Raw genomic sequence first — 24,837 nt, forward strand, 5'->3', positions numbered from 1 at the left:
GGACCAACCTTATCGGTGGGTCCTACGACGTGCCCCCGGCAACCGGTCAGGGGGTCACGATGGCAAAGCCGGGGTCGGGCGCATCGAGGACCGCGACCAACCGGGCGAGTCCGGTCAGGTCGCCCTCCACGGCGATCTCACCCGAGGCGACAAGCTGCGCCGGGTCCTTGCCGTCCAGTAGAACGTCGATGAGGGTCGGCCGCGTCAGGGTGAAGGTCACGTCGGGCGGACTGATACCCGCGGGCGGGTCGTAGTGCACCAGCACACCGTTACGCAGCTCCACGCGGTGCACGCGATCCTCGTCGGTGAACGTCCAATCGCTCACGAAGCGCTCGTTCCAGGCCTTGGGTCCGTTGATCCGCAGTGAGAGCGCATCGAACACCTGGTCCACGGTCAGTGCCGCCATCATCGTCGGCGAGCCAACGGCCATCGGGGTCCCCACGTTTCCGTGGCGCAGTTCGTACGCACCCATCAGATAGAAGTTGCGCCAGGTGGCATTCTCCGCTCCGTAGCCAAGCTGTTCGAAACAGCTGGCCTGCAACATCTTCGCCGCCTCGTTGGCCGGATCGGCGAAGATCACATAGTTGACCACCTGGGCCACCCACCGATAGTCACCCTCCTCGAAGGCGATGTGCGCCTTGCGAAGCACCTCCTCGGAGCCACCCATGAACTCCACGTGCCGCTGCGCATTCGCGACAGGTGGATGCTCCCAGAGGTGTGCGGGGTTGCCGTCGAACCAACCCATGTAGCGCTGATAGATCGCCTTCACGTTATGGCTGATCGAGCCGTAGTAGCCGCGCGCATGCCAGGCCCCGGCGATGGCCGGCGGCAGCTGCAGCGTCTCCGCGATCTCCGAACCCACGAAGCCCTGGTTGAGCTGTCGCAACGTCTGATCGTGCAGATACGCGTACAGATCACGTTGCAGGGAAAGGTATTCCACCAGACGTGCGGTATCCCAGGTGGGCCAATGATGAGAGGCGAACACCACATCGGAGTCGTGCGCGTACAGGTTGATGGCCTCGGTGATGTACCGCGCCCAGACATGCGGGTCGCGCACCAGCGCGCCGCGCAACGTCAGGAGGTTGTGCAGGGTATGGGTGGCGTTCTCGGCCATACACAGTGCCCGATGCTGCGGGAAATGGAAGTTCATCTCCGCCGGCGCCTCGGTGCCCGGGGTCAGCTGGAAGATCATCCGCACACCGTCGATGGTCTCTTCCTGCCCGGTGTGGGTGATGTCGAGGGTCGGCGGGATCAGCGTGACGGTGCCAATCGAATTGGTTTGCCCAAGACCGGATCCCACCTGCCCGAGGGGCCCCCTCGGCAGAACCGCACCGTACATGTAGACGGCACGGCGTGTCATCGCTGTCCCGGCGTAGACGTTCTCAGCCACGGCATGTTCCAGGAATCCCGCCGGCGCCAGCACGGGACAGCGACCCTCCGCAACGTCTTCGGTGCTCACCACACCCAACGCACCCCCGAAATGGTCGGCGTGGGAGTGGGTGTAGATCAACCCGGTCACCGGGCGGTCGCCGCGATGGCTCCGATACAGCGCCAGGGCCGCCGCGGCGGTTTCCGCGGACACCAGCGGGTCGATCACGATGATCCCGTTCTCCCCCTCCACGATCGTCATATTGGAGATATCGAGGCCCCGCACCTGATAGATGCCCTCGGTGACGAGATACAGCCCTTGCCTGATGTTCAGCCCGCACTGCCGCCACAGACTCGGATGCACCGAGGCCGGGCAACTGTCACCCAAAAAGCTGTAGGAGTCGTTGTCCCAGACTGTTTTTCCGGCCACATCCGTGACGACACCGGGTTCCAGCGCCGCGATGAATCCCCTGTCGGCGTCGGCCTGGTCGACGGTACTGGCGAACGGAAGCTCCTGTGCCGCCGCCGCGTTCTGGTCGATGATGCGAGATGTGGGCTGGGTTTGCTCCGGCATATCGCGATAGTACCCACCGGCTCGATCGACTGATCGCGAAAACTGTTATCTCTCAAATAAGTTCATCGAGCTAGGCAACCGCTGTAACCAAAATCAGTCGAGGTCCACCCGCAGTGTCAGCAGTTCGGTACCCACCGCACGCACTACCGCACTGTTGCCCCGCGGCAGCTGCTGTAGCCGTGCCCGCGCGTCATCGTCGGGCAGTAGGTGCGCGGTACCGGTGCGCCATTGATCGCGAATACGTAACCGGACCGCGGGATTGGCTTTGATGTTGCGCACGTAGTCGGAGTGCTCACCGTGCTCGGAGACCAGCCAGAACTGGTTATCGACAAGTCGTCCGCCGATCGCGGTGAGGCGAGGTTGTCCGGACTTGCGACCCGTGGTCTCCAGCATCACGATCGGCAGCCGGCGCCCCACCGGGTTCACCAGGTAGCGCTGGGTGTTCTGGACCACCAACCGCTTGAGGGAGTTGAAATCGGCCACGCCATGCAGTCTGCTCCCATTCCGACGACGGCGCGAGGCAGCGAGCCTCAAAGCTCCTCGAGACGGGCCTTGAGCAGACAGAACTCATTGCCTTCAGGGTCTTGCAGGACGTGCCCTTGCTCTTGCCCGGTCTGCCCGATGTCGGTGGGACGCGCACAGAGCCGCAGACCGCCGAACCTAGCTGTTGTTGGCGGCAGCCTTCGCGCGGGAACGGTTGCGTGCACGGGTGTTGGCATCCAGGTCGACCTTGCGCACGCGCACGATTTCCGGCGTCACCTCGACACACTCGTCGGCCGCGCAGAACTCCATGGCCTGCTCGAGGTCCAGTTCGATCGGCCGTGCCAGCGTCTCCATGACGTCGGCGGTCGACGAGCGCATGTTGGTCAGCTTCTTCTCGCGCGTCACGTTCACGTCGAGGTCCTCGGCACGCGGGTTGATCCCGACAACCTGACCCTCATACGTGTCTTCACCCGGCTCAACGAAGAACTGTCCGCGATCGGCCAGCTGGATCATGGCGAACGGGGTGATGCTGCCGGTCCGGTCGGATACCAGGGAGCCGGTGTTCCGGGCACGGATCTCGCCGGCCCAGGGGCGGTAGCCCTCGAAGACGGCGTTCGCGATGCCGGTGCCCCGGGTCAGCGTCAGGAAGTCGGTGCGGAAGCCGATGAGGCCTCGCGACGGCACGACGAAGTCCATGCGGACCCATCCCGCGGCGTGGTTGGCCATCTCCTCCATGCGCCCCTTGCGGGCGGCCATCAGCTGGGTGACGGCGCCGACGAATTCCTCGGGACAGTCGATGGTCATGGCCTCGAACGGCTCGTGCAGCTTGCCGTCGATCTGCCGGGTGACCACCTGAGGCTTGCCGACGGTCAGCTCGAAGCCCTCGCGGCGCATCTGCTCGACGAGGATGGCCAGCGCCAGCTCACCACGGCCCTGCACCTCCCAGGCGTCGGGACGGCCGATGTCGACGACCTTGATGGAGACGTTGCCGACGAGTTCCGAATCCAGCCGCGACTTGACCATCCGCGCGGTCAGCTTGTGTCCGGACACCTTGCCCGCGAGCGGCGAACTGTTGGTGCCGATGGTCACCGAGATCGCGGGCTCGTCCACGGTGATGCGCGGCAGTGCGTGCGCGTGATCGGGGTCGGCCAGGGTGTCACCAATCATGATCTCGGACATACCTGCGACGGCCACGATGTCACCGGCGACGGCCTCTTCGGTGGGGCTGCGGTCGACGCCCTCGGTGGCGAGCAGCTCGGTGATCTTGGCGTTGGTGATGACGGGATGACCATCGACCTCGCGCATCCACGCGATCTGCTGGCCCTTGCGGATGCGCCCGTTGTAGATGCGGATCAGCGCGAGCCGGCCGAGGAACGCCGATGCGTCGAGGTTGGTGACCAATGCCTGCAGGGGGGCCTCGGGGTCACCCTTGGGCGGCGGGATGTGCTCGAGCAGGACGTCGAAGAGCGGGTCGAGGTTCTCGCCCTCGGGAATCTCGCCGTTGGCGGGTTCGACGGTGCTGGCCACACCGGCACGGCCCGAGGCGTACAGCGTCGGCAGGCCGAGCGCGTCCTCGGCGGCCTTCTGGGCCTCTTCGTCCAGATCGGAGGCGACGTCCAACAGCAGGTCATGGCTGTCGGAGACCACTTCGGCGATCCGGGCGTCGGGCCGGTCGGTCTTGTTGACCACGAGGATCACCGGCAGGTGCGCGGCAAGGGCCTTGCGCAGCACGAACCGGGTCTGCGGCAGCGGGCCCTCGGAGGCGTCGACCAGCAGCAGCACGCCGTCGACCATCGACAGACCGCGCTCCACTTCACCGCCGAAGTCGGCGTGGCCGGGAGTGTCGATGACATTGATGACGGTCATGGAGCCATCCGCATGGTGCCGGTGCACCGCGGTGTTCTTGGCCAGGATGGTGATGCCCTTTTCCTTCTCCAGGTCACCGGAGTCCATCAGGCGCTCGACAGCGTCATCACCTCGGTGCGAGAGCGCACCCGATTGTTTGAGCATCGCATCGACCAGGGTTGTCTTGCCGTGGTCGACGTGCGCAACAATGGCTACGTTCCGGAAACTATGGGTCACGTCTGCCAATTCTGGCAGCCATGACCCCTGTTCACGAAACTGGCGTTATCACGTGTGACGCCCGACATAGACGTAAACACAGCCCAAGACACATTTAGACCCAGAAGTAGGACCCTTAGTGAAGGCCAGCAAGGTCGCCCGGCTCAAGCCCAAGAAGAAGTGCTGTAAGAGCAAACCACGCTGCATGAAGTGCCCTCTTGTGGTGCACAAGATGCAGAAAGCCGAGCAGCACGGGCTCTCCGATAAGGAACTCAAAAAGGTGCTACACCGGGCGCGGGCCCACTAGCGCTGCCCGCAACGCGGGGATCCATCCCCCGTCTGCGGCGACCCACTCCACCGTGTCGAGCTCGTCGGCGGTGACCCAGCGCAGGGCCAGATGCTCATGCGGATGAGGGACGCCGCCGCGCAAGTGCGCGCGGTAGGCACGCAGCACCAGGTTCCCGACGACGACGTCCTCACCGATGCGGGTATCGACCTCGACATCGATCCCGAGTTCCTCGCGCAACTCCCGAGCAAGCGCCTGCGGCTCCGATTCGCTCTCGGCAACCTTGCCGCCCGGAAGTTCCCACTGTCCGGCGAGCTCGGCGGGTGTGGCGCGCTGCGCGATGAGCAGCTTGTCCCCGTCGATCACCGCGCCCGCGACCACTATCGCCATGGTGCTCGACGCTATACGTTGAGTTCATGGCCCTGCTCACCGATGACCAGATCAACGCAGCGCTCGCCGAACTTCCCGGATGGACACGTGAGGGCGACTCCCTGCGTCGCGCCGTCACGTTCGATACCTTCCTCGACGGTATCGACGCGGTACGCCGCATCGCCGAGCACGCGGAATCCGTCGACCATCATCCCGATATCGATATCCGATGGCGCACAGTGACATTCGTGTTGTCCACGCATTCCGAGGGCGGCATCACCGAGAAAGACGTGGCGCTGGCCCGGGCCATCGGCTCACAGGCCGGCCTCTAGGGAAGTTCTACAGCAGCGCGACGGCCTCGACACCACATGCGGACCCCGCCCGCCTCTATGCGACAAATGCGCTTTAGTCCCCACCGCAGTGCCCACCTTGTCGCATAGAGGTGGGCAGGAGCACCATGGTTTCGGGAAACCGCAGCACAATCGAGTGTCACAAGATCGCGGTGACGTTCCCGTGCCGCATCACCCTGTCCTCGCAGTGCCAGGCGACGGCACGCGACAACACCAGACGTTCCACATCCGATCCGAGCCGCACCAGATCCTCGACTGTGTGCGTGTGATCGACGCGGATCACATCCTGCTCGATGATCGGCCCCTCGTCGAGCTCAGCTGTCACGTAATGCGCTGTGGCGCCGATCATTTTGACGCCACGTTCCCGCGCACGGCGGTACGGCATCGCGCCAGTGAACGCGGGCAGGAATGAATGGTGGATGTTGATCAGCGGACAGTCGATCTCGTTGAGAAATTCCGGCGACAGAATCTGCATGTAGCGGGCCAGAACCACCAGGTCGACATTTCCCTTCAGCAATTCGAGCTGCTTGCGTTCGGCCTCGGCACGGTTCTCCCGGGTCGCGGGGATGTGCACGAACGGCAACCCGAACGAGCGCACCTGCTCGGCAAGGTCGGGATGATTCGAGATCACCATCGCGATCGACATGTCGAGCTCGCCGCGACGGTTGCGCCACAGCAGATCCAGCAGACAGTGATCCGTTTGCGAGACCATGATCGCCACTCGCTTCGGCTTGGCGGCCTCGCTGAATCGGTACTGAATGTCGAATTCCTCAGCGATAGAAGCGAACGTGCTCTCCAGATCCTCGCGTGCGGCGGTGAGCCCGGAGCGATGGAACACCGTGCGCTGCATGAACCAACCGCCCTGAGGTTCCGTCGAGTACTGCGCCAGCGAGATGATGCTCGCGCCGGCATCGGCCAGGAAGGCGCTGACGGCGGCCACCACTCCGATCCGGTCCGGGCATTGCAGCAGCAGTCTGCCGATGTCCTTGGAATGGAACGCATCTGACGATCCGGTGGGGTGCATACCTTGGGGAAACATGCTCACCGCACCTTCAGCCCGTGCATGCGCGCCAGGAATTTCAGGAACAGCCGAGCGGGTAGCAGACGCTCGGCGGCCATGATGAGTGGGGCGTTGCTCCCCTTGGCGTACAGGGGCTTCGGGTCTGGGTTCAAGGCCACATCGACAATCAGGCGGCCCAAGTCGTCGGTGGCCATGCCGTGTTCTTCCCGCGCGGCCATGGCCGCATCCACCGTCTGGAACGCTTCGCGGTAGACGGATCCCTCAGGGACAATGCGGTTACGTCGCGTCTCGATTCCTGTCGCGATGACACCGGGCTCCACGGTGCTCACGGTGATCCCGAACGGCGCAACCTCGTAGCGCAGACAGTCGGCCACCGTATGCAACGCCGATTTCGCCGAGCTATAGGTCGACCGGAACGGGACGTGCAAGGTGCCCGCCATCGAACCCACCATGATGATGGCGCCACGGCGCCGTTCCCTCATGCCGGGCAGCACTGCCTTGGTGAGCGCAACCGGCCCAAAGACATTGGTGGTGTAGAGCTTTTCGAAGTCGTCGACGGAGACGTCTTCGAGCGCACCGATCTGACTCTCGCCGGCATTGTTGACCAGGATGTCGACCTCGCCCGCTTGTGCCACGCAGTCGGCGATGCTCGCCTTGTCCGTCTGGTCGAGCCGCAGATACTGCACCCCCGGGATGCGATCGGTGACGGTATCCGGGTTGCGACTGGTACCGAATACGCGGTGCCCACGCTCGACGAATATCCGGGCCGCGCTCGCGCCGATCCCGCTGGAGGCGCCGGTGACCAGGACGGTCCAATGTTCAGACATGGCGCCACGGTAGCCGACCGGGCCTACCGCTCCGCAATGCGTCTAGTACGGCTCGATCGACTCGGTCAGCGCCTGCGCGGCAGCCCTGTCGATCGGCGACGACGCACTGCCCCGCCACAGAATGAAGAACCGATTGGTGTCGTAACCGACCACACCGGCCCAGATTTGGGCGTCTTCGCGCTGGGGATCGTCAAACTTCATGTCGTAGTAGGCCGAGGCGGCCGGTAGACCGTTGACGGTGAATATCTGATCGTCCCAGTTGAGCCGGTTACCCGTGTACGGCAACAGAAAGTTACCCAGGTCCGAGGCCAGGCGGATCGCGGCCTTGCGGTTATCGGGGTATGACGGGATGAATCCCGCGAAGAGCTGCTGCTCCAGCGGGCCCAGCAGAATCTCGCTATTGGGGGCCGCCGTGTTGGTCAGCAGGGTGGTGCCGTAGGTCAGTCGTTGCGCGTCGGCACGAACCCATCCCGGCAGTGGCGCGAAACTGAACTTGCCCTTGTCATCGCTGATCCTGGCGGGCGCCCCAGCAGCCGTCGGCAACGGCGCATCGGTGCTCACCAGATTGACGACCATCAACGTAGACGCGACGGCGATGGCCGCGGCAATCACTCGCACTCGCTGCACCCAGGGCACATTACCGCTCGGCTAACTGAAGACGCGGCCGTGCGCGTTGCTCATTCGGTATTAATCGGGCCACAGGTCAGCGATTGCCGGACTGACGGGTTCGCCAGCCCACCACCGCCATCCAGGTCAACGTTGCCATGGCGACCGCGATGTCCACCAGCCCGGCCCAGGCCAGCGGCCAGGGCCGGTCAATGCGCCAGATGTCGGGTTGGGCGAAGCTGAGCAACCAGGGCACCCCGATCAACAACAGCACCAGCCATCCGTACCCAAAAACCTTCGCGCCCAATTTTTCTCGCCATGGTCCGTGCAGCAGCCACACCATGAACGGAACCATCCAGACCCAATGGTGCGTCCACGAGATGGGCGAGATGAGCAGGCCGAACATCTCCACCACGCAGATCTGCCCCAATCTGTCGTCTACCGCGCGCCATGCCAAGAAGGCCAGTACGGCGGTGACCGCGTAGGCGAACAGCACGAGCGCACCGGACCCGGCGTCGTGTCCCAGGATTCTGGAGATTCCGCCTCGCCACGACTGGTTGAACACGGTGGCAATCGGCCCGATCCGGTCCGGCTTGCCCAATAGATCGGTGAAGTAAAAGCGCCCCTGCTCCCCTACTACGGCGATGCCGATCGCCACAGTCAGCAGGAAGACCACGCCTGCCCAGATGGCGGTCGCCCACCGTCGCGCGCCCAGGAAGTAGAGCCCACTGACCAACGGGGTCAGCTTCACCCCGCCCGCAAGTCCCACCAATGTTCCCGAGACCCACCAGCGTGATGACGTCACCGCCAACAAGATCAGCAGCATCAACAGCACGTTGATCTGCCCGTAGTCCAGGGTGGAACGCACCGGTTCGGTCCACATCGTCACCGCGGTCCACACGGCGGCACCACGCGGGTCGTTGAATCCGAGTAGCCGCTGACTGAGCCGAACCACCGCGTACAGCGCGGCAATGGTGCCCAGAATCCAGCACAGCCCGAGCAGGGTGAAGGGAATCAGGTGCAGCGGCCAGAACACCACGGCAGCGAAGGGTGGATAGGTAAAGGGCAGCGGAAAGTCGGGCGTCTTGTCCGGATAGGTGAATTCGTAGAGATTTCCGTGCCCCAGCGTGGCCGGACCGCTGACGTACACGTGCAGATCGACCAGGTCAGCACCGTGCGGCGTCAGGTATGCCCACGCGAGGCGCACCGCGACACTCAGCGCCAGCAGCCACGGACCCCAGTCGCGGACACGGCGCCACGCCGACGCGCCGCGTGTCGGAACCAGCAGCTCGTCATTTGCCCTGGTCGGCTCTGTTCTCATCGGGGTTTCGATAACCTCGCTCACTCGTTTTGGTAACAGTTCCGCCTACACCACACGCGTCACTTGAGTAACACGCGTAACGGATTACCTTGGCGTTTAACACCAGTAATCACGTCTAGCGAAACAGCATTGGAGTTCAATATGTCACGGATCACCAACGTCTTCATGGGCGCGTCGATCGCGGCCTTCGCGTCGGCCGGCCTGGCGCTGGGCCTGGCGTCGACCGCCAGCGCTGACCCCATCCCGGCCCCCGCGCCGAACCCGACCAACCCGGCCGCGATCCTGGGCCAGGCTGCTTCGGGCTTCGGTAATGCGCCTGCGACAGTCGCCTCGCCGGCCGCGCCTGCGCTGCCTGCTGTCGCCCCGGCCGCGCCTGCTCTACCTGGCGTCACCCCGGCTGCACCTGCTCTACCTGCTGTCACTCCCGCAGCACCGGCCCTCCCCGGCGTCACCCCGGCCGCTCCGGCGGTCGCACCGGCCCCGGGCGCGGCGCCTGCCGTCCCCGCCGTTCCCGGCGCACTGACTCCGGCCGCCGCTGAAGCGCTGACCCCGGCAGCGGCTCAGGCACTGTCCCCGGCATCGGTCCCTGCCGTCAGCAATGTCCCCGGCGTCTCACAGATCCCGGGTGCAGAGGGTGTCACCCAGACCGTGGATCTGTGGGCCACCAACCTGCCCAAGCTGCTGCCCGCCGGCGTGCAGCAGACGCTGATCCCACCGGCGCTGGTCAACGGAATCCCCGCCGCAGCAGCGGCTCCCGTTGCCGGACTGCCCGCCGCAACCGCCGCCACCCCCGGCGCCGGCCTGGTCCCGTCAGCACCGATGTTCGCAGCGCTGCCGTAGTTCACTCAGCACACAAGCAAGGCGGTCAGGGCTTTATGCCTTGGCCGCCTTTGCTTTGGCCGCCGCCTTCATTTCCTTCTTGTGAGCGCGTACCAGGCCCAACGATTCGGCGTCGACAACATCCGCTACCGAAAGATGGGTGCCTTTCTCGCCGTAGTTTCCGGCGGCCCTACGCCAGTCCTTCGGCTCAACGCCATACTGTTTGCCCAGCAGCGCCACGAAGATCTTGGCCTTCTGCTCACCAAAACCGGGAAGCGCCTTGAGCCGCTTGAGCAGCTCGGCCCCATCCGGATCTCCGGCCTTCCAGATGTTCTCGGCGTGGCCGTCGTACTCGTCGACAACCTCCTGCGCGAGCACCTGAACACGCTTGGCCATCGATCCGGGGAACCGATGTATGGCGGGGCGCTCCGAACATAGGGCCACGAACTTGTCTGGGTCGTATTCCGCGATTTGGTGCGCGTCAATGCCGCCGATCCGGTCCGCAATCTTCTTGGGTCCCGCGAACGCGACCTCCATCGGAATCTGCTGGTCAAGGAGCATCGCTATCAACAGCGCCAGCGGATTCTCCTCCAGCAACTCATCGGCGGCCGGGTCTTGCGCTAGCTGCAATCTCGCCACTGTGACATTCCTTTCCGAGAGATCTACGTTCGTAAGCAAGCCGGACACGGGTAGCCATCACATGATGCGGCCACCAACGATTCCGGATCACATTCAGAGTGGATCACGACGATGCCGAGGCGTCTCGATGAGCCTCGATAGCTAACATCGAGCAACTCTTTGGTCAAGGGCAGTTGCGTATACAAAGCGGCGGGCGTGGCTCTCCACTCCAGTGCCCGATGCATTCATCTCACGCTATACGCTGCGCCATTCACCGGTGATCAGATTCGTCTAGCGGACTACCTGTTTTAAACGACCAGGCGCTGATGGGGGCAGTTCTATCAACAACGCCGACAGATTCTCCGCCAGCAACACACATCGGCGTCCGGGTGTTGCACTGGCCGCAATCTCGCCGATGTGACATTCCTTCCTTCTGAACTTTGACAACCCCAGCGGTGCTAGGCTACGGCAACTTGGGCAACCAAGATCGCCACGCTCGGGGAGGCAGCCGCTGTCAGGCCAATTGGACGTTGATCTAGAGGCGTTGCGCAAGCTGTCGCCGGAATTAAGAGAACAGGCCCAAAAGCTCTGTAACCGGGCCGCCAATCCAACCAGGGTTGAAGCTGGGGATGCCCCATCGCTGACAGCAGTCAGGCGACTGGTCACTGAGGTCATTCCCGAGCTGCAACGCATGTTCGCGGCACGCTGCGTCAACATGGCCGACCTGTCCGAGCAGGCGCAAACCCGGTTCGGGGACACCGAAGAGTACGTACGACAGACCATCCTCTCGGCCGCATCATTGTCGAGGCCGCGATGAAATCGGACTACTCAGCCAGAAGGTTGCTCACCAACCACCCCGAACAGTCGATCGTGCCGTTGCGCCAGGCGATGCTCGCCGCCGCCGAGATGCAGCACCGCGCCCAGGACTACAAGCACTCGATCGACAGGCCCGGCGGCCTGCCCTGGGACGGCGAAACCGCCCGGGCGATTCAGGACACCGCCGCCAACGATGAGAAGACGATCTACCTGGCCACCCAGATATTGCTCGATGACGCCCCGAAGGCTCTCGTCACGCTGGAATTTCAGTCAATTGAATATCGCCGCGAAGCCGTCGACCTGTACAACGAAGCCATCGACCACGGCTATACCGTGGCCGAAGACCTCACTGCCACATGGATCATGCAGCCCCAAGCCAGCGCGGAAACCATCGACAAGGGCAATCAGTACGCCGCCAAGTTCACGCGGATGATGCGCAAGGCCTACGACAAGTGGTGGGGCGCCGAGTTGGAAGCGCAACAACAGATCGACGATATTTGCAATGCGCTGGCAGCCTCGTTCAACCCTTTCAGCGGACTGACCTCTGCGCAGGGAAACCGGGATGGAGCCCATTTCCAAGGCGACGCCACGCGAGATCAATCCGTGCTCAACCGAGTCCATGCGGCATCGCTCCTGGACGATCGCCAGCTCAAGGATCTCGCGGCCGGCAAGAGCGTCACCATTCCGTCGAACCAGCTGCAATACCTGTACGAGTTCGCACAGTCCTTCGACGGTAAGTCCGCCACCGAGATCGCCGCGATCAAGGCGGGACTGCCCGAAGAATCCCAAGACGCGATGACCCGGGCATTCGATCTGGTCTCCAACAACCAGGTGAAGTCCGGCGTGCCCTTCACCGACGGCGCCCTGAAGAACTTCATTCCCGACGTGGGCTCAGAGCCACGCCTGCCGCACGGCATCGTCAGCGAAACGATCAACCTGCCGCCCCTGGAGCCAACCGACGCCGAGAAATTCCTGCGCGCGGTCAACCAGCAATACGGGGACGAACCGTTGCGCAAAGAGGCGTAAGAGAACACCCCAGCGGAAAGCACTGCCCCGTTTTGTTTCCCATAGGCGCCGCGGCGCCAAGATGGCATTCACACGTGTCTCCGTGCAGCAATCACCCACGTGTATGTCATCTCGCGGGAACAACCTCGCACCGTCTGCGACTTACATTGGGTTGTGATTGCCCGTCTGCGCCGTTCGGCCGCCTTCGTCCTACTGGCGTTCAGCTTCTCCGCAGTCATGATCGGCACCACCATGCCGACTCCGATGTACGCGCTGTACTCGCAGCAGATGCATTTTTCGGTGCTCACCACGACGGTCGTGTACGCCACCTACGCCGCCGGAGTGCTGTTCGCACTGCTGATGTTCGGCGGCTGGTCCGATGTTCTTGGCCGCCGCCCCCTGCTGCTGACGGGCGCCGGATTCGCCATCCTCAGCTCGGCCATATTCCTGTTCGTCGATTCGGTTCCGGTGCTGCTGATCGCACGGATCGTCTCGGGGCTCTCGGCGGGCTTTTTCACCGGTGCGGCTACCGTCGCCGTCATCGAGGCGGCGCCCGAGCAGTGGCGGGGACGGGCAGCCGCGGTGGCCACGGTTGCCAATACCGGCGGCCTCGGACTCGGCCCGTTGGTGGCCGGGATCCTCGTCCAGTACGCGCCCTGGCCCACGCGGCTGGCGTTCATCGTGCACATCGGGCTCGTATCGATCGCCGTGATAGCCCTACTCTTCGCACCGGAGACCGCACCGAGGCACGGAAAGCTTGGTATGCAACGTCTTTCGCTACCTCCCCAGGTGCGCGTGACGTTCGCGGCCGCGGCGACGGCGGGCTTCGCCGGTTTCGCGGCACTGGGATCTTTCACGGCGGTGGCACCCGGATTCCTCTCCGGAGTACTCGGCATCGACAACCATGCGGTCGCCGGGGCAAGTGTGTTTCTGACATTCGGATCTTCTTGTGTGGCACAGGTTCTCACCCGACAGGTACCAGCCGCGAAGGCATTGATCATCGGCTGCGCGATTCTGCTGACCGGAATGCTGCTCGTGGTGGTGGCCCTGCACGCTTCTTCCCTGCCCTGGTACCTGGCCAGCGCGGTGGTGGTCGGCGTCGGGCAGGGCATCAGCTTCAGTCGGGGACTGGCTTCGATCGCCGACCGGACCCCCGAAGACAATCGCGCCGAGGTCACCTCCAGCTACTTCGTTGTCGCCTATATCGGAATCGCCCTGCCGGTCATCGGCGAGGGCCTCGCCGCCCAGGCGTGGGGCTTGCGCACCGCGGGCGTCACCTTCGCGCTCGCAGTGGCTGCCCTGGCGGCACTGTGTCTGGTCGCCGTCATCTGGCAGGAGCGGCCGCGCCGAGAAGTGGGACCACCGGCTAATCAAGAGCTGTTGCCGAAGGACCCCATGACCACAGGTTCGACACCGAAAATATAGGTAGCACAGCACAGTTCGCGCCCGCCCCGGCCGGGCGAAATAGACGTCCTGGACAAAAACTATTCATCGGATGGGGGTTGTTCCGGGCCGTCGATCGACGCTAAGTTGGCGGCGACCCCCGCCTACTTCGGGGTCGTAACCGGTCTTTTCAGAAGGAGTCGATGGGTCGTGCCTGAAGTCGTGCCGGATGACGGAGAAGCCCCAGTCATTGTCAGCCTCGTCGATGCGGCAGTGCACATGTACTCGTCCGCAATCGACACCTTGCCTGAACCCACCGACCCCGAGTATGGCGAGCGTGTCGCCGTCGTACTCAGCGGGTTGCGCAAGCTCGAGGGCGCGATCTCGAAGGCCGCCGGACGCAGCCGGGTGACACCCTCGGTCATCGTCGCGCTGAGCGGAGTACGCCATCGGTACGACGACCTGATGAAGGCCGCCGCCAACAGTCCCAGCGCCACCTTGGGCCAACGCCTGTACACCGCACGGCGGCGCGCGCGGCTCACCGCGCAGGAGACCGCCAACGGTGCCGGCCTGAAGGTCGGATTCCTGACGGCCATCGAATCCGAGGAGTCCGTGACCGAAGACGAGGCCGCCAAGATCAAGGACCTCATCGCTGCCCTGGGCGGCTAGCACTACTCGGCGGGCCCAGGGGAAATTACCTAGCGAGATCGCGTAGCGACGCGCTGTGTCGATGATCGGCACTCGGCGACGCTAGGTGCATGACGATTGCACCGATCAATGCTCTTCGCGCAAGCGCCTCATCGCTGGGCTTGCCCACCGCCGAGGAGGTGGGTGCGGCCACGCCAACAACGCGTGACCGCGCACTTGACGTGATCCGGATCGTGTCGCTGGTCGGCGTGGTTCTCGGGCACACCATCATGGCGGTGAGCACCATCGACAACGGGGTGCTGCTGTGGGGCAACCTGCTCAATGGGCGGCCGATTTTCCAGGCCCTGACCTGGGTTTTCCAGATCATGCCGCTGTTCTTCTTCGCCGGTGTCGCGGCCAGCGTGGGGTCCTGGAAGCCCGGCACCAGCTGGGGTTCATGGCTCATGCATCGCTGCACCCGGCTGTACCGCCCGGTGTTCTACTACCTGGGTTTCTGGGCGGTGGCCCTGCTGATACTTCGGCAGATCCTGCCGCTGCATGTGTACGAACCGGTCGCCGGTGTGAGCACGCAGCTGCTGTGGTTCCTGGGCGCCTATGTGCTGGTGTTGGCCGCGGTTCCGCTGCTGGCCCGGATCACCACGACGCGCGCCATGTTCACCGCGCTGGCGTTGATCTATCTGGGCATCGCGGCGGTTGACGTGCTGCGACTGGGCCTGGATGCGCCCAAGGGCATCGGGTACGTGAACTTCGTGGTGTGGCTGCTGCCGGCGGTTTTGGGCGTGGGGTACCGCCGGCAGCTGATCACCCAGAAGGCGGCGCTGACGCTGGCGGCAGCCTTGTTCGCCATCAACATCGCACTGGTCACGTTCGGCCCGTACACGATCAGCTTGGTCGGGGTGGCCGGCCAGAAGGTACCGAACATGATTCCGCCGTCACTGGTGCTGGCCGGGCACGCAATCATCTTGTCCGCCCTTGCCATCGCGGCGATGCCCGCCATCAATCGGTGGGCTCAGCGTCCACGGGTGTGGTGGGCCGTGGCCATCGGCAACTCCGGCGCGATGACGCTGTACCTCTGGCACATGCCCGCTTTGCTGGGCATGCATCTGGTGTTCGACTTCCTCGGGTTCCCGCGATACGACACCACCGCACCGAATTTCATCGCATTGTCGCTGCTTCAGGTCGCGACGATGGCACTCTTGGTGACCGGCCTCTTCCTGGCCCTGCGGCCGCTGGAGAACAATCCCCTACCCGGTTGGGACGGCGGTCACGTCGCCCACGCCGGTGCCCGGAGCACCGTCGTCGGAGTGGCGCTGATGGTGGCCGGCGGATTCACGCTGGCCTCAGTCGTGTGGGGGCTCAAGGGCTTTGGCCTGGTGTGCTGGGTGGTTGTGCTGGCCGGGGTGATCACTGCCCGGGCGCTGGCGAACCAGAAGAAGGCCGCTTAACCGCTCTTACGACGGAATTCGCGATGCGAGCCGGCCCGGCCATGTGCATGGGTCGGCTTGCTGGCGGTGTCCTTGTTGTCGGCAGCCGCGCTGGCCTTGTTGTTCTTGCGGTCAAGCGCCTCGCGGAACTTGCGCTTGGCGTCGTCCGCGGCCGAGTCGCCGCTCCCCTTCGAATCGGTCATACCGCTCAGCCTAGTCAAGAGGGCGTCCGATCGTCGCACCATTTCATTAGCATCGGATTCATGACCGAGTCCGATGCTCTTCGGCCCAGCGCCTCATCGCCGATCCGCGGAGACAACCTCGAGGGCGTATCGGCTACCACCTTGTGGACGCTGCACAACCGTGGCACCGAGGCCAAGCGCCCGGACGGCCTCATCAAGGACCCGCTCGCGGCAGAACTCTTCGATGCCATCGAGTACGACTACAGCAAGTTCGGGCGTCCGTCGCAGAGTCACGCCCTGCGGGCCCTCTCGTTCGACACACAGGCCCGCGTGTACCTGGCGACGCATTCCCGGACGGCGATTGTCGCCCTGGCCGAAGGTCTGCAAACCAGCTTCTGGCGATTGGGCGGCGAGAAATCCACAGCCCAATTCACTTGGTACTCGGTCGATCTACCACCGGTGATAGAACTGCGCAGCGCGCTACTGCCCCAGAACGAGCGAATCGTCACGCTGGCGCAGTCGGCCCTCGACCTCAGCTGGATGGACCGGGTGGACGCCTCCGGTGGTGCGTTCATCACGGCCGAGGGGCTACTGATGTACCTGCAACCCGAGGAGTCACTCGGACTAATCGAAGCCTGCGCCAAGCGTTTTCCCGGCGGGCAGATGATGTTCGACAGCATCCCGCACTGGTTCAGTAAGCGCACCCTGCAGGGCCTGAAGTTGTCGGACCGCTACGTGGCTCCACCCATGCCGTTCGCGTTGACGGCCGATGAAGGCGAGGCACTCACCTCCATTCCGGGAGTGGTCGCGGCCGTCGACATCCCACTGCATCCGGGCCGGGGAATCTGGAAGTTGGTCAACGCCAAGCGTCTTGATTGCGGATTTCTGCGTCGGACCCGTCCTTCCATGACGCTGCTGCAGTTCGGATAGACATGTCCAGTCGGTGGAATCACAACATCCACTACCAGCGCGAGGTACTGCGCAGGATTCCCGCCGGTGCCACGGACGTGCTCGACGTGGGGTGCGGCATCGGGATGCTGACCCGCGAGCTGGCCCCACTAGCGCAGCGGGTGGTCGGGATCGACCCCCACGAACCGAGCCTGCGGCTCGCCCGCGCGGAAACATCGGCACCGAACATCGAGTACATCTGCGATGATTTCCTCCAACACCCTTTTCCCACTGAATCTTTCGATCTCATCGCGGCTATCACGGCACTGCATCACATGGACATCGAACAGGGCTTGGGGCGGATGTCGGACCTGCTGAAGCCCGGCGGCAGGATAGTTGTCATCGGCTTCGCCGCCAGCCGGTCATGGACCGATCTTTGGTACAACAGCCTGGGCTTCTGGGCGCACCGCTACTACCGCTTCCGTCGCGGCTGGTGGGAACATCCCTCGCCGATCATCTGCGAGGATCTGGACAGCCACGACGAAGTACGACGCATCGCCCAGCGCGTGCTGCCCGGAGCCCGGCTACAGCGCCTCGTGATGTGGCGTCACCTGCTCACCTGGGAGAAGCCATGACCCGATACGCCGCACTGCTTCGCGGAGTCAACGTCGGCGGAATCACCATGAAGATGGCCGACGTCCGCGATGCCCTTGAGGCCGACGGATTCACCGATGTGACAACCATTCTCGCCAGCGGCAATGTGTTGGTGGATGCAGCCGAACCCGCGGGCGCCGTCAAGGAACGACTGCAACAGGTGCTCGGCGAGCGCTTCGGATACGAGGCCTGGGTGCTGGTCTATGACCTGGACACCATCGGCCGCATCATCGCCGGGTTTCCCTGGGAACCCGAGATCGAGGGCGTGCACTCGTACGTGATGTTCTGCAGCGACCCGGCGGTGCTGGCCGAGCTGGCCGCCCTGGAAGGCGAGCTCGATGAAAGTGAACGCATCGCCACCGGTGACGGGGTGCTGTACTGGCAGGTGCCCAGGTCGCAGACCCTGACCAGCCCCATCGGCAAGACCACCGGGAAGAAGCGATACAAGTCGACGACCACCACCCGGAACTTGCGGACGTTGCACAAGCTCGTTCGCTAGTAGTGTGGCGTGCATGGCCGCCATTGATGCCCGCCACCTCGACGGGGTATCCGAAACCGCACTCATCACCTTGCGTCAGCGAGCCGTCGAGGCGGCCCGGCCGGACGGTGTGATCGATGATCCGATGGCGGTCGTCGTGTACGAGAGCCTGGACTACGACTACCACCACTTCGGACGCACACATCAAGGTATTGCACTGCGGGCGTTGACCTTCGACAACGTCTCCAACGAGTATCTGGCGGATCATCCGCGCGCCACCGTGGTCGCGCTGGCGGAGGGACTGCAGACCAGCTTCTGGCGTATCGACAACGGCGAGCTCAACTGGCTGACCGTCGATCTGGAACCCATCGTGAGATTGCGGCGGCAGTTGCTACCGCCGTCGGATCGGGTTCGGTACGTCGCGCAGTCGGCGCTCGATCACACCTGGATGGATCAGGTCGACGATTCCCACGGCGTATTGATCACCGCCGAGGGGCTGTTCATGTACCTGGAGCGCGATGTGGTGTTCGATCTCATCGCCGCCTGCGCCAAGCGCTTTCCCGGCGGATGGATCGTCTTCGACACTATTCCGTGGCTGATGAGCGTGTATTCGCGGCGGCGCGGCTGGAAGCTGAGCGAGCACTACACCGTCCCGCCGATGCCGTTCTCCTTCACGGCCAACCAGTACGACGAGCTGCGCGCCCTCGAGGGCGTTCATACGGTCCGCGAGGTCCGGATGCCGCCCGGGCGCGGCACCCTCATGAAACTGGCCACGCCGCTCTTCTACGACCTGCCGTTCAGCAATCGGATGCGGCCGGCCATGACAGTCGTCGAATTTGGTTGAGCCGAATTTGGTTGATAACCAAGCGCTCTAGACGGGTTTGACCGCCCGCCCGATCACGATCGACGAGGACGGCATCGGGAGGCCGAACACCGTCAGCCAGTCGTCGCGCCGGCCCTCGATCTCGAATCCGGCCCGCTCGATCGCGGCCAGGGTGTCCCGGTGGGTATGGCAGTTCCCGAACAGTCTCGGCCAGAACGTCGCGTCCACCGCGCGCTGTGCCAGTCCGAGCGCACCCCCGTGGGCCACATGCTCGAAGAAGCGCACCTCACCTCCGGGCCTGAGCACCTCGAACGCCTGCGCGGCGGCACGATCCGGATCGCTCACCGAACACAACACCAGCGAGCACACCACGGCGTCGAACTGCTCCGCATCGGTCACCGTCAGATCCTCGAAGACACCCGCGGTCACCGTGACCGGGATTGCGGCACCCGCCGCCGCATCCTCGGCTTGCGGACGCAGTCGGGATTCGGGTTCCAGTGCCGTCACCGAGGTGACGGTGTTGGGGTACAGCGGGAAGTTCGAGCCGGTTCCCGCGCCCACCTCCAGCACACGCCCCGTCAGGCCGCGCAGATTCTCGGCGCGCAGCTCCTTGATCGCCGGGGGTTCTCGTCGCGCGATGGCAGACCACGTTGCCGAGAAGAACCTGTTATCGAAGCTGACGGGCGTCGTCATGCCACCAACCTAGCCCCGCTGATGCAAACCGCACCCGAACTCTGGAACACTGGGGTCATGGCACAGATCACGTTGCGCGGAAACCCCATCAACACGGTCGGCGAGCTTCCCGCTGTCGGCTCTCCTGCCCCGGCGTTTGAGCTGGTAGGCGCCGATCTCGGCCCGGTCACCAGCGACCAGTACCGGGATAAGCCGGTGATCCTCAACATCTTTCCCTCGATCGACACCCCCGTCTGCCAAGCCAGCGTGCGCACCTTTAACCAGCGCGCCGCCGAGGCCGGCGCACCGGTGCTGTGTGTATCCAAGGACCTGCCGTTTGCCCAGAAGCGTTTCTGCGGTGCCGAGGGCATCGAGAACGTGGGCACCGCCTCTGCGTTCCGTAGCTCGTTCGGCGAGGACTTCGGTGTCACCATCGGCGACGGTCCGATGACCGGGCTGCTGGGTCGCGCGATCGTCGTGATCGGCGCGGACGGCAACGTCGCCTACACCGAGTTGGTACCCGAGATCGCTCAGGAACCCGACTACGACGCGGTGCTCGGGGCCCTGTCCTAGATAGGTCCTGACGAACCGTGTCCAGCACACCGTTTGCCGATGAGCTGCTGGCGACCGTTCAGGCGTCGCCGGCAGCTGTCGGTGCTCACGACAAGGACTCCTGGGTCGGCCTGTTCGCCACGTACGGCCAGGTGAACGACCCGGTGGGATCGCGGCCGCATATCGGCGAGGCCGCTATCAGCAAGTTCTACGACACCTTCATCGCCCCCAACACCATCGTCTTCGAAGTCGAAAATGACGTGGTGGCGGGAATGTCGGTGCTGCGCGACCTGACCATTCACACGACGATGTCCACCGGCGTCACCATGCGTATCCCCATGCATCTGCGCTATGACGTGGTCGAGGACGGCCCCGCGTCCTCGCTCAAGATCGACCGCCTGTTCGCCTACTGGGAACTGCGCGCCATGATCAGCCAGCTGCTGGGCGCCGGCAGCGATGGCCTACTCGCGAGTGCCAAGCTCGGGCCGCAGCTGCTCAAGAACCAGGGGCTCAACGGAGTGCTCGGATTCATGCGTGGACTCAAGGGCGTGCATGACGCCGGTAAGCAGCGGGTCCAGGAGCTGGCGGCAGCTCTCGGTGCCCGCGATATTCCGACGGTCACCACGCTGCTCTCCCCCGAGGCGTCGCTCTCCCTGGACGGGGTTTCCGAGGCTTCGCTGGCCGAGTTCGTTTCCGGGGCAAGTTCTTTAGGCGTCGACAAACTGTTGGCCGCAGGCTCCTCGGTATCGGCCACGGTGTGCCTGGGTGATCGGCGCGGTGTCGGGCTCTTCGAGTTCTCCGACAATTCGGCAGCGCCGGGCACATTGGCCTCGGTGCGGCTCTACTTCTGACGCGGCAGCACGTCGGTCAGGTCGATATCGCTGACCGCCTGTCCCAGGCAGGCGGCGCGCAGTACCTCGCTGGCGAATTCTTCGGGGTCTCCCCAGGGCAGATGCGGTTTGGTGACGAGCATCGAGGCGATGCCGTGCGCGGCCACCCAGAGCTGTAGCGCCATCGTCACGGTGTCACCTTCCGGGTACAAACCCTCGGCGACAAGCTCTTTGACTCCGTTGTGCAGGTGGTCGAAGGCCGCGCTGGCCATGGTCTCGTCGAGCTCACCCTCCGGTTGGGCGGCCGTCGCCAACCGGTACATCAGCGGTGTCGCGATGGCGAAGCGCACGTATGCCATCCCCTGGGCGTGCAGCCGTTCCAGCGCGGTGACGTCACTGCGGGCGGCCTCGACCATTTTGTCGTCAAGACGCTGAAAGTACTGTCCGCAGACAGAATCCATCAGTTCGTCCTTGTCGGCGAAATGCAGATAGATCGACGGCGGCGTGACACCGATCTTGCGCGCCACCTCGCGGATGGACGGCGCGCGCAGCTCTTTGGCCTCCAGGACAAGACCTATTGCGGCGTCGATTATTTCGTCACGCAGTTGGTCGCCCGAGCCGCGCGACGAGCGCCGCCGCTTAGTCACTGAATCCGATCCGTTCGTGCAGCTTGACCAAGGGCTTGGGGGCCCACCAGTTGAGCCGGCCGAGTATTCGCATGAAGGACGGCACCAACAGCATCCGGATGATGGTGGCGTCAACCAGGATCGCGATGGTCAGGCCGGTACCGAACATGCGCATGAAGGACACCTGTGCGGCCATCAGCGCCGCGAAGGCAATCGTCATGATCAGCGCCGCTGCCGTGACCACCCGGCCGGTGCGGGCCACGCCGAGCGCCACCGCCTCATCACTGTCGGCGCGGGTACGTCCCGAAGCTATCCAGTACTCGCGGATGCGCGATATGAGGAACACCTCGTAGTCCATCGATAGCCCAAATGCGATGCAGAACAACAGCATCGGCATGGTGGCGACGATGGTTCCGGTGACCTCGGTGCCAAACCCGCCGAGGTGCCCTTCCTGGAATATCCAGATCAGCGCGCCGAAGGTGGCGGTCAGCGACAGTACGTTCAGCACCAGCGCCTTGAGGGGCAGTATCACCGAGCCGGTCAGCAGGAACAGCAGCGCGAAGGTGACCACCGCGATGATCGCGAGCACCAGGGGCAGCTTGTGCACGATGCCGTCGACGGCGTCGTGGTCCAACTGGGCTCCCCCGCCGATCTTGACCGCGACGCCGCCCGGGCCGGGCAGGGCGTGGATGGCATCGAGCTGATGCTCGGCAGTCTCCGTGTAGGGCTTGGATGCGGTCTGGACCGTGAAAAGCGCTGTGCCATACTTTATTCCGGTTGCATTCGCCGGCTGGCCGACCTTCATGCCCCGGATGAAGGCACCGGTAGGCGCGGCGACTTCCTTGACATCCTCGATCGTCGACAGGTCCTTGGCGTACTCGTCGATTTCCCGCGGTGGCACCGCGCCGACGCCCTCGGCGATGACGGACAAGTTGGTGGAACTGTTGTTGTTGAAGTTGCGACGCATCTCATTGCCGACCTGGTGCGCCGAGGCCGACGCGGGCAGTACCCGGTCATCCGGGAAGCCGAACTTGCCATTGAGGAACGGCAAGCCAAGAACCACCAATGCGGTGACGATCACGACAGCAATCGGAACTGCCCGGGCCATAACCTGTTTGGTGTTCCGATACCAGAAGGTTTCGGTGACACCCTTGGTGACGGGTTCGGGCCTGCCCAGGATTTTGCGGATGAGGCGGCGCACGTCGAGAGCATCGATCCGGTCGCCGAGCAGCGTGACGACCGCCGGGACGATGACCAGCGCCGCGATGGCGCCGACGAATACGACGGCGACACCCGCGTACCCGAACGATTTGAGGAAGTACATCGGAAACAGGATCAGCGCGACCAGCGCGAGGGCCACCGTCAACGCCGAGAACAGCACCGTGCGGCCCGCCGTGGCCATGGTCAGTACCAGCGCTTCGTCGCGCGGTTTGCCTGCGTTCACCTCTTCGCGATAGCGACTGATGATCAGCAGCGAGTAGTCGATGGCAAGCGCCAAGCCCATTGCGACAGCCAGGTTCAGCGCGAAGACGGATACGTCGGTGACATACGTCAGACCCCGCAGGATCGACATCGCTCCGACGATGGAGAACACCCCCACCACGAGGGGCAGCAGGGCGGCGTACAGGCCACCGAAGATCCACACCAACACCACGAAGCTGATGGGAATCGCGATCGATTCCATGACCAGCAGATCCTTCTCGGACTGCGTGACGATCTGGTTGTAGAGCGTGGCGACGCCGCCAGCCTTGATCGACACTCCGTCGCGGTCCACGGCCAGGGATTTGATGAGGGTCGCCGCGTGCTTCTGCGCATCGTTCTCGCCGCCGGTCAGACCGGCGACAATCAACCCCGACTTGCCGTCGGCGCCAAAGAGATCCTCGGCGACCTGCGGTGGCGCGGTCCAGGCCGAGGTCAGGTTGATGACCTCGCCGGATTCTTTGAGTTGGCGAACCAGATCGTTGGCAACGGCGCGCATCTGCGGGCTTTTGACACCGTGGTCGCTGCTGAGCATGAAGACCAGCGACTGGTCGCTGATGTCGAACTTCTCCCTGAGAACTCTTGTCACATGGGCAGACTCGGAGTTGGGGTCTTGCTGGCCGCCAGCGGCCAGATGCTTGGTCACCGGTACGCCGAAGATGGCAGCCGCAATGGCGATCAGCAGTGCCACACCAAGGACCAGGCGGGGTGCCCCGATCACCGATCGAGCCAAACGTTCGAGCATCATCGCGCCTTCCGCCGGAAAATAACGGCGTTAAGTTATCAGCGATAAGTTAAGGCGGTCAAGTGTGGGCACCCACACTCGCCGAGTGCATACCGCACGCGGGCGAAAAGGCAGAAAGACCTGCGTGCGGTATGCGCTCGGCGCAGAGGATTGATCAGGGCTCAGGCCATCCCGGACTGGGAGGCGCCGTCGGGAAGTCACTGCGGGGATGCTCGCCGTCGATGAGGAAAGCGCGCCGCTCCGGCGGGTCCGGGGCCTTGTCGATACAAGCCTGGCGGTCGGCATCGTAGGTGGGCCACACTGCTTCGAATCCAGAGTCACTAGTGAATAGGTCATTTAAGAACCCGGTGATCTGCCAGCCGCCGAAAACATTGTTTCCGGGGGCCGGCGCGGGCCCGGCCTGCGGGGGCAGCGGGAGGGACGGCTCGCTCGCCGGTGCGGTTAGATCAACCCGCATGGCGTACACGCCAGGAGTGTCCCCAACGGCACGGCCCACGCTGGCGAATGTGCCGTTCTGTTGCGAGGCAATTCCGTAGGGGTAGTTGCAGAGTGTGATAGCGAGATCCCGTCCGGAGCGGCTCACCGACAGGATGCGGTAGCGGACGGTGCCAACCAGCGCTGACCTCGTGGGGTAGTTCACATTCGGCTGGCGGTAGCCGGTGCCGAGAACGCCCCGCATTTCGTCGGTTGCTACCGCGTCGGTGAATCCCGGATACGCGTACTGTAAACCGCCCATGTATTCAGCCAACAATCTTGACTCCATATATGCGCGTACTGGGACAGCCGGACCGGTAAAGAGATCGATGCCGGGCTCAGCATTCCACTGGACCCGAAGCTCGCTCAACAAACCGCTCCACCGCTGAATCTCTGGTTGGTCGCTGCCGAAGAAATGACATCCCGACACCGACATAGCCGCTGCCAGGACGAGC

27 protein-coding genes and 1 pseudogene are annotated in these 24,837 nt (G+C 64.0%); 13 read left to right on the forward strand and 15 right to left on the reverse strand.

All coding sequences use genetic code 11. The annotated features are described in order from the left end of the window. Positions 1–46: 46 nt before the first annotated feature. From BKG76_RS03585 to BKG76_RS03600, 5 genes and pseudogenes are all read right to left on the reverse strand, one after another. On the reverse strand, positions 47–1,942 hold the full coding sequence (locus tag BKG76_RS03585) for an alkyl/aryl-sulfatase (RefSeq protein ID WP_070936029.1): 1,896 nt from the start codon (positions 1,940–1,942) through the stop codon (positions 47–49). A 93-nt stretch (positions 1,943–2,035) separates the two neighbouring features. After that, complete coding sequence (locus tag BKG76_RS03590) at positions 2,036–2,425, reverse strand: nitroreductase/quinone reductase family protein (protein WP_070936031.1); 390 nt, start codon at positions 2,423–2,425, stop codon at positions 2,036–2,038. 47 nt (positions 2,426–2,472) lie between these two features. Continuing rightward, positions 2,473–2,592: pseudogene (locus tag BKG76_RS24205) on the reverse strand (VOC family protein); the annotation flags it as partial. Positions 2,593–2,602: 10 nt separating this feature from the next. Next, entirely contained in the window at positions 2,603–4,507 is a 1,905-nt protein-coding gene (typA, locus tag BKG76_RS03595) for a translational GTPase TypA (RefSeq protein ID WP_070936033.1), read from the reverse strand. Between the two features lie 262 nt (positions 4,508–4,769). Beyond that, positions 4,770–5,162, reverse strand: a complete 393-nt coding sequence (locus tag BKG76_RS03600) for a (deoxy)nucleoside triphosphate pyrophosphohydrolase (RefSeq protein ID WP_070936035.1) — start codon at positions 5,160–5,162, stop codon at positions 4,770–4,772. Positions 5,163–5,188: 26 nt separating this feature from the next. Here BKG76_RS03600 and BKG76_RS03605 point away from each other — a divergent pair, with 26 nt between their 5' ends. Further along, positions 5,189–5,473: a 4a-hydroxytetrahydrobiopterin dehydratase gene (locus BKG76_RS03605; protein ID WP_070936037.1), complete on the forward strand. Its 285-nt coding sequence runs from the start codon at positions 5,189–5,191 to the stop codon at positions 5,471–5,473. A 157-nt stretch (positions 5,474–5,630) separates the two neighbouring features. Here the strand turns inward: BKG76_RS03605 and purU are convergent, their stop codons facing one another. The 4 genes from purU to BKG76_RS03625 all read right to left on the reverse strand — a co-directional run bounded on the left by purU (position 5,631) and on the right by BKG76_RS03625 (position 9,266). Continuing rightward, positions 5,631–6,530: a formyltetrahydrofolate deformylase gene (gene purU, locus BKG76_RS03610; RefSeq protein WP_070936039.1), complete on the reverse strand. Its 900-nt coding sequence runs from the start codon at positions 6,528–6,530 to the stop codon at positions 5,631–5,633. A gap of 2 nt (positions 6,531–6,532) precedes the next feature. Continuing rightward, positions 6,533–7,339, reverse strand: coding sequence for an SDR family oxidoreductase (locus BKG76_RS03615; RefSeq protein WP_070936041.1), 807 nt, complete (start codon positions 7,337–7,339; stop codon positions 6,533–6,535). Positions 7,340–7,381: 42 nt separating this feature from the next. Then, entirely contained in the window at positions 7,382–7,966 is a 585-nt protein-coding gene (locus BKG76_RS03620; RefSeq protein WP_131815784.1) for an APA family fibronectin-binding glycoprotein, read from the reverse strand. Positions 7,967–8,042: 76 nt separating this feature from the next. Then, entirely contained in the window at positions 8,043–9,266 is a 1,224-nt protein-coding gene (locus tag BKG76_RS03625; protein WP_070936044.1) for a mannosyltransferase, read from the reverse strand. Positions 9,267–9,407: 141 nt separating this feature from the next. Here BKG76_RS03625 and BKG76_RS03630 point away from each other — a divergent pair, with 141 nt between their 5' ends. Further along, positions 9,408–10,106, forward strand: a complete 699-nt coding sequence (locus BKG76_RS03630) for a hypothetical protein (RefSeq protein WP_070936046.1) — start codon at positions 9,408–9,410, stop codon at positions 10,104–10,106. Positions 10,107–10,139: 33 nt separating this feature from the next. Here BKG76_RS03630 and BKG76_RS03635 read toward each other — a convergent pair whose 3' ends face one another. After that, on the reverse strand, positions 10,140–10,715 hold the full coding sequence (locus BKG76_RS03635) for an HhH-GPD-type base excision DNA repair protein (protein ID WP_207543741.1): 576 nt from the start codon (positions 10,713–10,715) through the stop codon (positions 10,140–10,142). A gap of 511 nt (positions 10,716–11,226) precedes the next feature. Between BKG76_RS03635 and BKG76_RS03640 the strand changes: the two genes are divergently transcribed. The 5 genes from BKG76_RS03640 to BKG76_RS03660 all read left to right on the forward strand — a co-directional run bounded on the left by BKG76_RS03640 (position 11,227) and on the right by BKG76_RS03660 (position 16,000). After that, the gene (locus BKG76_RS03640; RefSeq protein ID WP_070936050.1) at positions 11,227–11,520 is read left to right on the forward strand and encodes a hypothetical protein; all 294 of its coding nucleotides are present in this window, start codon (positions 11,227–11,229) and stop codon (positions 11,518–11,520) included. After that, positions 11,517–12,545, forward strand: a complete 1,029-nt coding sequence (locus BKG76_RS03645) for a TPR repeat region-containing protein (protein ID WP_070936051.1) — start codon at positions 11,517–11,519, stop codon at positions 12,543–12,545. Before BKG76_RS03640 ends, BKG76_RS03645 begins: the two co-directional genes overlap by 4 nt. A 153-nt stretch (positions 12,546–12,698) precedes the next feature. After that, positions 12,699–13,949, forward strand: coding sequence for an MFS transporter (locus tag BKG76_RS03650; protein ID WP_236737514.1), 1,251 nt, complete (start codon positions 12,699–12,701; stop codon positions 13,947–13,949). 237 nt (positions 13,950–14,186) lie between these two features. Further along, the gene (locus BKG76_RS03655) at positions 14,187–14,576 is read left to right on the forward strand and encodes a hypothetical protein (RefSeq protein ID WP_070936841.1); all 390 of its coding nucleotides are present in this window, start codon (positions 14,187–14,189) and stop codon (positions 14,574–14,576) included. A gap of 89 nt (positions 14,577–14,665) precedes the next feature. After that, complete coding sequence (locus tag BKG76_RS03660) at positions 14,666–16,000, forward strand: acyltransferase family protein (RefSeq protein WP_070936053.1); 1,335 nt, start codon at positions 14,666–14,668, stop codon at positions 15,998–16,000. Here the strand turns inward: BKG76_RS03660 and BKG76_RS03665 are convergent. Next, positions 15,997–16,182 (reverse strand): DUF5302 domain-containing protein, encoded by a 186-nt coding sequence (locus tag BKG76_RS03665; protein ID WP_070936055.1) that lies wholly within the window; start codon positions 16,180–16,182, stop codon positions 15,997–15,999. The two genes, BKG76_RS03660 and BKG76_RS03665, sit on opposite strands and share 4 nt — an antisense overlap. 60 nt (positions 16,183–16,242) lie before the next feature. Here BKG76_RS03665 and BKG76_RS03670 point away from each other — a divergent pair, with 60 nt between their 5' ends. The 4 genes from BKG76_RS03670 to BKG76_RS03685 are packed head-to-tail and all read left to right on the forward strand — an operon-like array spanning position 16,243 to position 19,025. Next, a complete protein-coding gene (locus BKG76_RS03670; RefSeq protein ID WP_070936057.1) occupies positions 16,243–17,091 on the forward strand; it encodes a class I SAM-dependent methyltransferase in 849 nt (282 codons plus the stop codon). Positions 17,092–17,093: 2 nt separating this feature from the next. Further along, the gene (locus tag BKG76_RS03675) at positions 17,094–17,684 is read left to right on the forward strand and encodes a class I SAM-dependent methyltransferase (RefSeq protein WP_070936059.1); all 591 of its coding nucleotides are present in this window, start codon (positions 17,094–17,096) and stop codon (positions 17,682–17,684) included. Further along, entirely contained in the window at positions 17,681–18,202 is a 522-nt protein-coding gene (locus BKG76_RS03680; protein WP_070936061.1) for a DUF1697 domain-containing protein, read from the forward strand. Before BKG76_RS03675 ends, BKG76_RS03680 begins: the two co-directional genes overlap by 4 nt. A gap of 13 nt (positions 18,203–18,215) precedes the next feature. Continuing rightward, positions 18,216–19,025, forward strand: a complete 810-nt coding sequence (locus BKG76_RS03685; protein ID WP_070936063.1) for a class I SAM-dependent methyltransferase — start codon at positions 18,216–18,218, stop codon at positions 19,023–19,025. A gap of 27 nt (positions 19,026–19,052) precedes the next feature. On the opposite strand, the gene BKG76_RS03690 is transcribed toward BKG76_RS03685, so the two are convergent. After that, positions 19,053–19,697, reverse strand: a complete 645-nt coding sequence (locus tag BKG76_RS03690) for a class I SAM-dependent methyltransferase (RefSeq protein ID WP_070936065.1) — start codon at positions 19,695–19,697, stop codon at positions 19,053–19,055. Positions 19,698–19,754: 57 nt separating this feature from the next. Here BKG76_RS03690 and tpx point away from each other — a divergent pair, with 57 nt between their 5' ends. Both tpx and BKG76_RS03700 read left to right on the forward strand, forming a co-directional pair. Continuing rightward, positions 19,755–20,249, forward strand: a complete 495-nt coding sequence (gene tpx / locus BKG76_RS03695) for a thiol peroxidase (RefSeq protein WP_070936842.1) — start codon at positions 19,755–19,757, stop codon at positions 20,247–20,249. A 17-nt stretch (positions 20,250–20,266) separates the two neighbouring features. After that, the gene (locus BKG76_RS03700) at positions 20,267–21,079 is read left to right on the forward strand and encodes a nuclear transport factor 2 family protein (RefSeq protein WP_070936067.1); all 813 of its coding nucleotides are present in this window, start codon (positions 20,267–20,269) and stop codon (positions 21,077–21,079) included. Here BKG76_RS03700 and BKG76_RS03705 read toward each other — a convergent pair. The 3 genes from BKG76_RS03705 to BKG76_RS03715 all read right to left on the reverse strand — a co-directional run bounded on the left by BKG76_RS03705 (position 21,070) and on the right by BKG76_RS03715 (position 24,644). After that, complete coding sequence (locus BKG76_RS03705; protein ID WP_070936069.1) at positions 21,070–21,705, reverse strand: TetR/AcrR family transcriptional regulator; 636 nt, start codon at positions 21,703–21,705, stop codon at positions 21,070–21,072. The genes BKG76_RS03700 and BKG76_RS03705 overlap by 10 nt on opposite strands. Continuing rightward, a complete protein-coding gene (locus tag BKG76_RS03710) occupies positions 21,698–23,908 on the reverse strand; it encodes an MMPL family transporter (protein ID WP_070936843.1) in 2,211 nt (736 codons plus the stop codon). The genes BKG76_RS03705 and BKG76_RS03710 overlap by 8 nt, the downstream gene beginning before the upstream one ends. Positions 23,909–24,062: 154 nt before the next feature. Further along, complete coding sequence (locus tag BKG76_RS03715) at positions 24,063–24,644, reverse strand: hypothetical protein (RefSeq protein WP_083337898.1); 582 nt, start codon at positions 24,642–24,644, stop codon at positions 24,063–24,065. Between the last annotated feature and the right edge of the window lie 193 nt (positions 24,645–24,837).

The sequence above is a fragment of the Mycobacteroides franklinii genome (assembly GCF_001853795.1).
Classification (GTDB): domain Bacteria; phylum Actinomycetota; class Actinomycetes; order Mycobacteriales; family Mycobacteriaceae; genus Mycobacterium; species Mycobacterium franklinii.